The sequence below is a fragment of the Dokdonia ponticola genome, assembly GCF_042653865.1.
GTDB classification, from domain to species: domain Bacteria; phylum Bacteroidota; class Bacteroidia; order Flavobacteriales; family Flavobacteriaceae; genus Dokdonia; species Dokdonia ponticola.
On sequence record NZ_JBHSFV010000001.1, the window covers coordinates 784,592 to 796,991 of the forward strand.

A 12,400-nucleotide genomic window follows, 5' to 3' on the forward strand; every position below is an offset into this window, starting at 1 on the left:
TAATAGTGATGGAACTTCACTAATAATAGATCTTTTTTATACAGCCTGATCAGAAAAAAGTTAGTGTAAATAGCTCACCTGTGTAAGTGCCAAAATGTATATTTTATGATGGTATTGCCTAGAATGAAGTTTTTACTTCTCATAACTATTTTTCTTTATGCCTGTATAGACTCCTATAGTCAAGACTTTACGTCCGTCTGGAACACTAACTTATCCACTCCCAACAATCAAATAACGATACCTACAAACCCAGGATTTACGTATGATTATACTGTTGATTGGGGAGATGGTAATATAGACACAGGCATAACGGGCAATGTGACACACACCTATGCTACTCCAGGGAATTACACTATTCGTATTAGCGGAAATTTTCCTGCTATTTATTTTAACGATACTGGTGATTCAGAAAAAATTGTTGAGATTACTTCTTGGGGAAATATTCAATGGGAAAGTATGGAAAATGCATTTTATGGTTGTACCAACCTTAATTTTGATGCCATACCGCCTCCAGATTTAAGTCAAGTAACTAGCTTAAAAAACATGTTTAGAGAGGCTCTTGTTTTCAATGGTATTTTGAATTCGTGGGATATAAGCTCTATCACAGATATTTCAGGAATATTTCAAGATTGTGACACTTTTAATAGGCCATTGGATGGATGGAATACAGGGAATGTTATTGACATGTCTGATACTTTCAATGGAGCAGTAAATTTCAACGAACCTCTAGATAATTGGAACACAGGCTCCGTTACCACGATGGCGAGAATGTTTAGATCTGCTAATGATTTCAATCAAAATATTAACGGTTGGAATACATCGCAGGTGACGGATATGAGCGATATGTTTAGCGCATCAGATATGGCATTTCCTTTGAACAATTGGAACGTACTTCAAGTAACCACGATGTCCAGGATGTTTAGATCCACTCCCTTTAATCAACCCCTTGATCAATGGGATGTCGATAATGTGACTGATATGTTTGAAATGTTTAGAGGTACTCCTTTCAATCAAAACATAAATAATTGGCAAGTCGGTAATGTTTTGAATATGGCTGGAATGTTTGAACGCAATTATGCGTTCAATCAACCTTTAAACAATTGGAATGTGAGTAGCGTCACAAATATGTCAAATATGTTTGCTGGAATTAATGCCTCACTTACTGCTTTTAACCAACCACTTGATATGTGGATTACCTCAAGTGTGACAAGTATGCGTGAGATGTTTGAATCTTCTCGTTTTAATCAACCCATTGAAGGTTGGGATGTAACTAATGTGACTGATATGTCAGGTATGTTTCGCAGAGCTCCAGATTTCAACCAACCTTTAAATAACTGGATGCTAAACTCTTTAACCGATACAAGCGTCATGTTTTCTAATGCTACTAGTTTTAATCAATTACTCAATAATTGGAATGTAAGCAATGTAGACAACATGGCCTCAATGTTTAATGGCGCTACTTTATTTAACCAACCTATTGATTTATGGACAACAACTAACGTAAGTGACATGCGTTTTATGTTCTCAAATGCAACCGCCTTTGATCAAAACTTGGGTGTTTGGGATATTTCAAATGTCACTTTAATGGCTAATATGCTAGATAATTCTGGACTTTCAGAAACGAACTATAACAATACCTTAATAGGGTGGGAAGCACAGGCTGTTAATGATAATGTGATTCTTGGAGCTGCCAATCTATTATACTGTGATGGACGTTTTGCTAGAGAAGATTTAATTACAAATAGTAACTGGACTATAAATGATGACATTGTAAACTGCAGCTTTGTTTTTTGTACAGACATCATTACCCCTGTTGATGGTGATATAAATGTTCCTGGTAATTTTGATTTAGTTTGGGAGGCTACACCTAATGCTACAGGCTATAGGGTAACAGTTACCAAAGATACAGGAGGCACAATAACAACCATTTTAGACAATTTTGATGTAGGAAATGTCACCTCTTGGGATTTTGCAGTGGATTTTGTTGCGGGTGATATTGTGACGGCACAAGTAGTCCCGTTTAATGCTGAAGGCCCTGCAGAAAATTGTGTAACTGAAACTTATATTATTATTGATTCTTGGGTGAATAGCCCAGCAGCTTTTAAACTAACTTATAATACTGCTTTAACAAATACTGACAGCACTCCTGCTAATCAATTAAAAATTTCTAGAAATAATAGCTTCACCTATGATTATTCCATTGATTGGGGAGATAATCAGTTCGATAATAACGTATCGGGAAATATAACGCACACCTATGATACACCCGGAATTTACACCATTTCTATTATTGGAGAGTATCCCGCTCACTACTTTAATTTTTCAAATACAGATTATATCAAGCTATTGACTATTGACCAATGGGGAACTCAGCAATGGCAAAGTATGGAACAAGCATTTCTTAACTGTCAAAACATGACGTATAATGCTACGGATACTCCAGATTTATCTCAGGTAGAAAATATGAGAAGTATGTTTTTTAGTTGTTTTTTATTTGATGCAGATATTAATAATTGGGATGTTAGTAATGTGACAAATATGTCGAACACGTTTGCTGCGGCATTTGTATTTAATAGCCCCTTAGACATGTGGGATGTGAGTAATGTAACTAACATGAGTGGTTTGTTTCTTGTGGCACGAGCATTTAATCAACCTATAAATAACTGGAATGTAGGCAATGTAACAAACATGTTTAGAATGTTTGATGCTAATGGGTCAGCATCAGCTTTCAACCAACCATTAAATAACTGGAACGTATCAAATGTTCAAGACATGGGCTGGATGTTTCGATTTACAGAAAATTTCAACCAACCATTAGATATGTGGAATGTATCAAATGTAGTATCTATGGAAAGAATGTTTGATAATGCAGTAGCATTCAATGGTACTATTTCAAATTGGAATGTGGAAAATGTAACCTCGATGGCTTCTATGTTCTCTAATGCAGATGCATTTAACCAAAATTTAAATAGCTGGAATGTAGAAAACGTTATTACAATGGATTCTATGTTTAGTAGCACTAACATTTTCAATCAACCTTTGAATGATTGGGACACGCTTTCTTGTGTTACCATGGGATCTATGTTTTCAGGATCTGTTGCATTTAACCAACCATTAAATAATTGGCAAGTAGAGACGGTTACCAATATGTCATTTATGTTTAGTGGCACCAGTGTATTTGATCAAGATATAAGCAACTGGAATGTATCTCAAGTAACGACAATGAGAGGTATGTTTAGAAGTGCCGTACTTTTTGACCAAGCCCTTGCCCCTTGGGATGTAAATTCTGTGGTAAACATGGAGTCTATGTTTGAAAATGCACAAGTATTTAATCAGCCTATTGGTGGTTGGGATGTTACTGCGGTTGCAACGATGGCTTCTATGTTTGAAAATGCACAGCTCTTTGATCAACCTCTAATGGCCTGGGACACTAGTTCGGTAACCGATATGAGCTCTATGTTTGAAAACGCTCAGGTATTTAATCAAAATATTAATGATTGGGATGTTGTTAATGTTACCAATTTTGCTTCCATGTTTGAAAGCGCTCAACAATTTAACACACCATTGGATGCTTGGGAAACCAATGAAGCACAAAACATGGCTGCCATGTTCAAGGAAGCTGCGGTATTTAACCAGAATATAAACACATGGAACACCTCTTTTGTAACCACTATGGATGCCATGTTTCAAGATGCGACGATGTATGACCAACCTATGGAGAGTTGGAATACTGCTTCAGTAACTACTATGAGACGCATGTTTAGTGGAGCTTCATTATTTAATCAAAATATAGATCCTTGGAATACACGAGCCGTCACGACTATGGAAGAAATGTTTGAGGAAGCCACCGCATTCAACTCACCATTAAATAACTGGCGTGTATCGGATGTTATTAACATGGACCATATGTTTCAAGACGCTATTGCTTTTAATCAGTTTTTAAATGAATGGGATTTAGGGCCAGTTTCAATGAATAGTATGTTTAATGGAGCTACTGCGTATGATCAAGTTTTAGGAGAATGGGATATGTCTCAAGTAACCAGTTTGAGTAATATGCTAGATAATTCAGGAATGTCTAGGGACAGTTATGATACCACATTAATAGCTTGGTCACAACAACAATTACCTCCTAATCTAACCCTAGGAGCACTAAACGTTCCGTATTGTGATGCTTTTGAAGAACGCGCTTCCATAATTTCAGATTTTGGATGGAATATAGTAGGCGACGTACTTGACTGCCCTCTTCCTGCATGTACCGCATTAATTTCACCATTAAATGGAGACATAGATGTCCCTGTAAATACAAATATTACTTGGGAACCAGCTCAATTTGCTAGAGGATACAGACTTACAGTAACCTCAGTACCTCCCAACGCAAATAATGTAACCAACATTGACATCATTAATGATACAACCTATAATTTTGCAAATGATTTTGCAGGGGGCGAAGTAGTAAGCGTAACTATTATTCCTTATAATGATGAAGGAGATGCTACGGGATGCGTTTTAGAAACATTTACAATTATTTCAGACCCTAATCCAACTATTCCAGAGTGTACATCGCTTTCCAATCCATTAAACGGAGCAATAGATGTTATAGTAAGTACAGACCTATCATGGGATCCTATAAGTAATGCAGATAGTTATATTATTTCAGTAGGAACAACTCCAGGAGGTACTGATATTTTAAACAATGAAAATGTAGGAAATGTTACAACATTTAATCTAGCAGATGACCTCCCTGAAAACACCCTTATTTTTGTAACTATACTACCTACAAATGATGTTGGTGATAGCGTAGGATGCGCTGAGGAAAGCTTTACAACAGAGTTTATTCCTGTACCACCAGAATGTACAAACCTTTCGCTACCCATAGATGGTGCTACTGATGTTGACATTACCACTAACCTAATCTGGGATGCCGTGACAAACGCAACTGGTTATTTGCTAACAGTAGGAACTACACCAGGAGGAAATGAAATTCTAAATGAGGTAGATGTGAATAACACTACAACATTTGATTTTGTAACAGACCTTGACGAAAATGAGACATACTACGTTATCATAACTCCTTATAATAATGTTGGTGATGCAACGGGTTGTATAGGAGAATCCTTTACAACAGAAACCATTGAATTTTTTCCGGACTGCACATCTTTAACAGATCCGTTAAATGGTGCTACAGATGTATTGATTGGTACAGACCTTTCTTGGAATGCGTCCAACACTGCAGAAGGCTATATCTTATCTGTGGGAACCACTTCTGGAGGAACCGATATCATCAATAATCAAGATGTAGGAAACGTCACTACTTTTGATCTACCCACAAACCTTCCAGAATTTACTGAAATCTTTGTGACCATCATCCCCTACAATGCTACAGGAAATGCCACAGGATGCACCGAAGAAAGTTTTACTACACAATTATTCGTTCCTGATTGTGTCACGCTGACAGATCCGTTGAATGAGACTACTGATGTCCTCGTCGGCACAGATCTTTCTTGGACTACTGCCGCTACTGCTGAAGGATATATCTTATCTGTCGGAACCACTTCGGGAGGAACCGATATTATCAATAATCAAGACGTAGGAAATGTCACCACCTTCGATTTACCTGCAGATCTTCCAGAATTTACTGAAATCTTTGTGACCATCATCCCCTACAATGCCACAGGAAATGCTACGGGATGCACCGAAGAAAGTTTTACTACAGAATTACTAGTGCCTGATTGTGTCACGCTGAACGATCCGTTAAACGGAGCTATCGATGTATTGATTGGCACCGATCTTTCTTGGACCACAGCCACTACTGCCGAAGGCTATATATTATCCGTCGGAACCACTTCGGGAGGAACCGATATCATCAACAACCAAGACGTAGGAAGCGTCACCACCTTTGATTTACCTGCAGACCTTCCAGAATTTACTGAAATCTTTGTGACCATCATCCCCTATAATGCTACAGGAAATGCCACAGGATGCACTGAAGAAAGTTTTACTACAGAATTATTTATTCCTGATTGTGTCACGCTGACAGATCCGTTGAATGGGACTACTGATGTCCTCGTCGGCACAGATCTTTCTTGGACTACTGCCGCTACTGCTGAAGGTTATATCTTATCTGTCGGAACCACTTCGGGAGGAACCGATATTATCAATAATCAAGACGTAGGAAATGTCACTACTTTTGACCTACCCACAAACCTTCCAGAATTTACTGAAATCTTTGTGACCATCATCCCCTACAATGCCACAGGAAATGCTACGGGATGTGTTGAAGAATCGTTTACCACACAATTATTCGTTCCCGATTGCGTCACGCTGAACGATCCGTTAAACGGAGCTATCGATGTATTGATTGGCACCGATCTTTCTTGGACCACAGCCACTACTGCCGAAGGCTATATATTATCCGTCGGAACCACTTCGGGAGGAACCGATATCATCAACAACCAAGATGTAGGAAATGTCACCACCTTCGATTTACCTGCAGACCTTCCAGAATTTACTGAAATCTTTGTGACCATCATCCCCTATAATGCTACAGGAAATGCCACAGGATGCACTGAAGAAAGTTTTACTACAGAATTATTTATTCCTGATTGTGTCACGCTGACCGATCCGTTGAATGGCGCCACAGGCGTGCTCATTGGCACAGATCTTTCTTGGACTACAGCCGCTACTGCTGAAGGTTATATCTTATCTGTGGGAACCACCTCTGGAGGAACCGATATTATCAATAATCAAGACGTAGGAAACGTCACTACTTTTGACCTACCCACAGATCTACCTGATCAATCTGAAATCTTCATCACCATCATTCCTTATAATGCCACAGGGAATGCCACGGGATGTAACGAAGAGTCGTTTACCACACAATTATTCGTTCCTGATTGTGTCACGCTGAACGATCCGTTAAACGGAGCTATCGATGTATTGATTGACACCGATCTTTCTTGGACCACAGCCACTACTGCCGAAGGCTATATATTATCTGTGGGAACCACCTCTGGAGGAACCGATATTATCAACAACCAAGATGTTGGAAATGTCACCACCTTCGATTTACCTGCAGACCTTCCAGAATTTACTGAAATCTTTGTGACCATAATCCCCTACAATGCTACAGGAAATGCCACAGGATGTAACGAAGAAAGTTTTACCACACAATTATTTGTTCCCGATTGCGTCATGCTGAACGATCCGTTGAATGGCGCCACAGGCGTGCTCATTGGCACAGATCTTTCTTGGACTACAGCCGCTACTGCTGAAGGTTATATCTTATCTGTGGGAACCACCTCTGGAGGAACCGATATTATCAATAATCAAGACGTAGGAAACGTCACTACTTTTGACCTACCCACGGATCTACCTGATCAATCTGAAATCTTCGTCAGCATCATTCCTTATAATGCCACAGGGAATGCACAAAGTTGTGAGGAAGAAAGTTTTATCACACAAACATTCCCACCATCATGTACCCTCATTACAGATCCGCTTAACGGGGCTATAGATGTTCCCGTAACGACGATCATTACTTGGGAAGAAGTCATAGAAGCCACAGGGTATCTCATCACTATAGGAACAACTTCAGGAGGAACTGATATCGCAAATAACCTAGATATTGGAAATATCACTTCCTATACACCGCCTACTAACCTACCGCAACAAACTGAACTATTTGTTACCGTGACTCCATATAATTTGGGAGGAAATGCACAGGGTTGTTCAGAAATATCATTTATCACAGAGATCCTTCCGCCGGATTGCACAACACTTCTCTCGCCTTCCAACGGAAGTACCAATGTAGCTGTTAACACGGGCATCTCGTGGAATTCAGTTCAAGGCGCTGATGGGTATTTCATCACTGTTGCTACCTTTTCTGGAGGAGATGATCTCATCGCTACTACCGATGTCGGAAACATCACAGAGATTTCACTTGCCGAAGAACTACCCGATAACACCACTATTTACGTAACGATTCATCCGTATAATACTGGTGGTATTACAGAAACATGCCCCGAGGAATCCTTCACCACAGAAGACAATACCATTGTGGTAGACAACAGTCAGAAATTTGGATTTTCCCCAGATGGTGATGGTGTCAACGAATTTTGGGAAATCAAAGGCATCCGCAATTATCCAGACAATGTTGTCTCTATTTATAACCGCTGGGGCGATTTGGTTTTTGAAATAAAAGGCTATGATAATGCCAGTAATGTTTTTCGCGGAAGCGCAAATAAAGCCACAGGTCGCGGTGCGGGAGATTTACCCGAAGGCACCTACTTTTTTACAATTGCTATTCCCGTACCACACCCTCTTAAAACGAAAGGCTACGTAGTCTTAAAGCGATAATTATGAAAAAGTATATACCTATTATTTGTTGCTTTGTACTCTGTATTGCAAACTTATATGCACAACAAACTCCGTTATTTTCAGATTATAATTACAATACAATTATTATAAATCCAGCGCATACGGGTCTTAACGAAGATTCAGAAATTGCTTTCACCAATCGTGGACTTGTGGATGCATTTGATGGAACACCAAAATACCTCTCGCTTTCGGTAAGTATTCCAAAAGATTATTCAGGTTTTGGAGGCGGGATTTTACGAGATGAAATTGGCGTAACGACTTCGACTCATTTTTTTGCGTCCTATGCGTATAAAATTTTCTTGTCTCAAGACACCAATGTCCCACGCTGGCATAACGGAAATCCGCATGTACTTTCTTTTGGAATTTCGGCAGGAATCTTACAATATGCCGAAGATTTGCTAGACCTCAATATCACAAATGATATTAATTTTGCTCAAAATATAAACACCTCTATTCCTACCATAGGTGCCGGTTTTTTGTACAACGAACGCAATTTTTATGTCGGTCTTGCGGCCCCAAACATTGTGGGCGATTTACTTTCTTCCGAAAAAAACATAGAACTCGTCGTACCCTATTATGCGTACGGAGGCTACAAACTTTACATGGGAAGTCAGCAAGAGTTTTTACTCAAACCCAATGCTCTTGTGATTGTCTCAGAAGGTTCGCCTACGCAGATAGATATGAATCTTTTCTTGAATTATAAAAGTAAACTCGAAGCCGGTATTGGCTATCGCACCAATTCGCTGGTGAATATGCTGGTTGGGTTTTACCTCTTTAATAATGTTCGGATCAACTATACGTATAATGTAGCCTTAAACAATTCCCCATTAGGAAGTTCGCAGGGGTTTTCGTTGAGTTACCGCGCGGGAAATGGCTATGGGGGTAGGCGTTAAAAGGTTTTTAAAAATATGCTTTCGCGAAAGCATACTCAGAATCTATTGAAATTAAGGAATAGGTATAGTACACTTTCCAAAACCTTAACATATTTGCCTTCACAAAAACAAAATAAATTGCTATATTTCAGGTGTTTAACTTTATAAATTATTCTCATGCTAAAAAATATCGCAAAATTAAAAGGAATTCATGTTTTAAAAAAAAAAGAACAAAAAGTCGTTAATGGCGCCAATGGAGGTTGCAATGCATGCTTTTGTCATAAAACAAATACAGATCCTAATTGTTGCTGTGTAAATTGAAGATTTAAGAAAAGCGAACTATGGTTCGCTTTTCTTTTGAAAAAAATTAAATATCTTGAATAACGATATGCAATTGTATTTTAAATTACTTTTAAACGTTATGGCGAAGGGATATAACGGTATTCACGACACATAAACAACAGCTTAGGTACTCTCCATTTATATTCTAGCCACAAAAAAATAGCACTGTCCGTTCGAGCGCAGTCGAGAACTACACCATAGACTTAAACAGATACATCATTGATTTTGTACTTAAACTTAAAATCAGCTACAAACAAATAAGATATGTTAAACATACAAAAAACTAAAAATCAATATGTTTAAACCATTTTTTATACGCTTTCGCGAAAGCAAAAACCTACTTAACTAAATTTTGTTTAAATTTTAACTAACTTTTGTTAAACAAAAGAAACTTATTGTTTAATTTTGATATGTTAAAAAAACGGATTATGGATAATGTAGTGAAGACAAAGTTTAGCATTAAAGACCTCGAAAGTCTTAGTGGAATCAAAGCACACACGATACGTATTTGGGAAAAAAGATACAATCTTTTACAACCAGAACGTACAGATACCAATATTAGAACGTACGCATTAAGCGATCTTCAAAAATTACTAAACGTTGTTTTTTTAACAGAAAACAAGTATAAGATCTCTAAAATAGCACAATATTCTTCGGTAGAAATTGCGGCTATTGTAGCGCAAATTGTATCAGAAAAAAGTATTGGAAATGAAAATCATGCCATCAACTCATTTAAGATTGCCATGATGAATTTTGATCAAAATCTATTTTACAAGACCTACAATACCCTTCTCGAAGTAAAAACCTTTGAGGATATTTTTTATGAATCATTCCTGCCTTTACTCCACGAAATCGGATTGCTATGGCAAACAGACACAATCAATCCTTCACACGAGCATTTTATATTCAACTTGATCAAGCAGAAAATTCTTGTCAATATCGAGAAGAAGCAACGAGAGACGTTACCTCGTAACGAGCAAACATATGCATTATACCTTCCTGAAAATGAAATCCACGAATTAGGATTGCTTTTTCTAAATTATGAAATCGTTTCTCATGGATACAAAGTTATATATCTAGGACAGAGCATTATGCTAGAAAATCTTAAATACTTATCCATTAACCACCCTAACTTATCTTTTGTTACCTACTTTACAGTACAGCCCGTGAAAGAAGATATTCAGCAATATTTTAAAGATTTTAATAGTTTATTTGGGAAACAAAAACTACACTTGTACGTATTAGGAAATATGGTGCAGCATATCGATGAAAAAGCGATTCCTGATAATGTACGTCTCATGATGAGCATCCGTGAGTTCGTCAACTTAATTAATAAATCTACTGCAAAATATGCCTAAACACATTGCCATTATTGGTTCTGGATTTTCATCACTTTCGGCCGCCTGTTATTTAGCAAAAGCAGGTCATATAGTAGAAGTATTTGAAAAAAATAATACCTTAGGAGGAAGAGCACGGCAATATAAAAGAGATGGGTTTACCTTTGATATGGGTCCAAGTTGGTACTGGATGCCTGATATTTTTGACAAATTCTTTAGAGATTTTGGAAAAGAAGTAGCCGATTTCTATGACTTAGAAAAACTAAACCCCGCCTATCAAGTATGGTTTCAGGATGAAATCGTGACCATAGGAGATACTTTAGATAAAATTGCTGTTGAGTTTGAACGCATTGAACCTGGGAGTTCACCCGCCCTAAAAAAGTTTATCAAAAAAGCAGGCGTTAATTATGACATTGCGATTAATGATGTGGTCAACAAGCCTGGGCTTTCTCCGTTTGAATTAGTAACACCAGAAACAGCTGTACGTGTCAATCAGTTTTTTAGAACCATAAGTGATGATGTTCGCAAGGCTTTTAAAAATGAAAAGCTGGTTTCTATTTTAGAATTTCCTGTACTATTTTTAGGTGCAAAACCCAATAAAACCCCTGCCTTTTATCGGTTTATGAATTATGCCGATTTTGGATTAGGTACCTGGCATCCCAAAGGAGGAATGCATATGGTGATTAAAGGTATGATTGAGCTTGCAACGTCACTAGGCGTCACCATGCACACCGATAGCCCTGCTACAAAAATCAACGTAGAAAACGGGAAAGTACAGGGTGTAGAAATCAATACTACATTTCATAAAGCAGATATTGTCGTTTCTGGAGCAGATTACCATCACTCAGAAACCTTACTTACTGAAAAAGACAGACAATACACAGAGGCGTACTGGGAGAAAAAAACATTTGCACCTTCTTCCCTACTTTTTTATGTAGGGTTTGATAAGAAATTTGATAACGTGGCACATCACAACCTGTTTTTTGACACCGACTTTGATGAGCATGCACGTACCATATATGATGACCTTGCCTGGCCAAAAGAACCATTGTTCTATGCGAATTTTCCGTCAAGAAATGACGAGACGATGGCACCAGAAGGGAAAGAGAATGGTTTCTTTTTAATTCCTATCGCTCCTGGTGTAGAAGACACACAGTCACTACGTGATCAATATTTTGACATTATTATGGAACGTCTAGAACGACTTTCTGGACAAAAATTTAGAGATCATATCCTATTTAAAGAGTCTTTTTGTGTTGATGATTTTGTAAAAGAATACAACTCTTACAAAGGAAATGCATACGGAATGGCAAATACATTATCACAAACTGCATTTTTAAGACCTAAACTTAAAAGTAAAAAGGTTAAAAATTTGTATTTTACAGGACAATTGACTGTTCCGGGGCCTGGAGTACCTCCTGCTTTAATATCAGGAAAGCTCACGGCACAACTAATAGCCAAAAATAACTAGCA

The 12,400-nt window shown here is 37.9% G+C and carries 4 protein-coding genes; all 4 read left to right on the plus strand.

The window, feature by feature from the left end; all coding sequences use genetic code 11:
• The first annotated feature begins 105 nt into the window (after nucleotides 1-105).
• The 4 genes from ACFO3O_RS03720 to ACFO3O_RS03735 all read left to right on the plus strand — a co-directional run bounded on the left by ACFO3O_RS03720 (nucleotide 106) and on the right by ACFO3O_RS03735 (nucleotide 12,398).
• Complete coding sequence (locus ACFO3O_RS03720; RefSeq protein WP_379977156.1) at nucleotides 106-8,355, plus strand: BspA family leucine-rich repeat surface protein; 8,250 nt, start codon at nucleotides 106-108, stop codon at nucleotides 8,353-8,355.
• A gap of 2 nt (nucleotides 8,356-8,357) precedes the next feature.
• Complete coding sequence (locus ACFO3O_RS03725; RefSeq protein WP_379977157.1) at nucleotides 8,358-9,269, plus strand: PorP/SprF family type IX secretion system membrane protein; 912 nt, start codon at nucleotides 8,358-8,360, stop codon at nucleotides 9,267-9,269.
• 749 nt (nucleotides 9,270-10,018) lie between these two features.
• On the plus strand, nucleotides 10,019-10,948 hold the full coding sequence (locus ACFO3O_RS03730) for a MerR family transcriptional regulator (protein ID WP_379977158.1): 930 nt from the start codon (nucleotides 10,019-10,021) through the stop codon (nucleotides 10,946-10,948).
• On the plus strand, nucleotides 10,941-12,398 hold the full coding sequence (locus tag ACFO3O_RS03735) for a phytoene desaturase family protein (RefSeq protein ID WP_379977159.1): 1,458 nt from the start codon (nucleotides 10,941-10,943) through the stop codon (nucleotides 12,396-12,398). Before ACFO3O_RS03730 ends, ACFO3O_RS03735 begins: the two co-directional genes overlap by 8 nt.
• The last annotated feature ends 2 nt before the right edge of the window (nucleotides 12,399-12,400 follow it).

What these genes read in the sequence shown, in the direction of transcription:
- ACFO3O_RS03720 (WP_379977156.1), top strand. Translation starts at nt 106, where the DNA reads ATGATGGTATTGCCTAGAATGAAGTTTTTACTTCTCATAACTATTTTT.
- ACFO3O_RS03735 (WP_379977159.1), top strand. Translation starts at nt 10,941, where the DNA reads ATGCCTAAACACATTGCCATTATTGGTTCTGGATTTTCATCACTTTCG.
- ACFO3O_RS03730 (WP_379977158.1), top strand. Translation starts at nt 10,019, where the DNA reads ATGGATAATGTAGTGAAGACAAAGTTTAGCATTAAAGACCTCGAAAGT.
- ACFO3O_RS03725 (WP_379977157.1), top strand. Translation starts at nt 8,358, where the DNA reads ATGAAAAAGTATATACCTATTATTTGTTGCTTTGTACTCTGTATTGCA.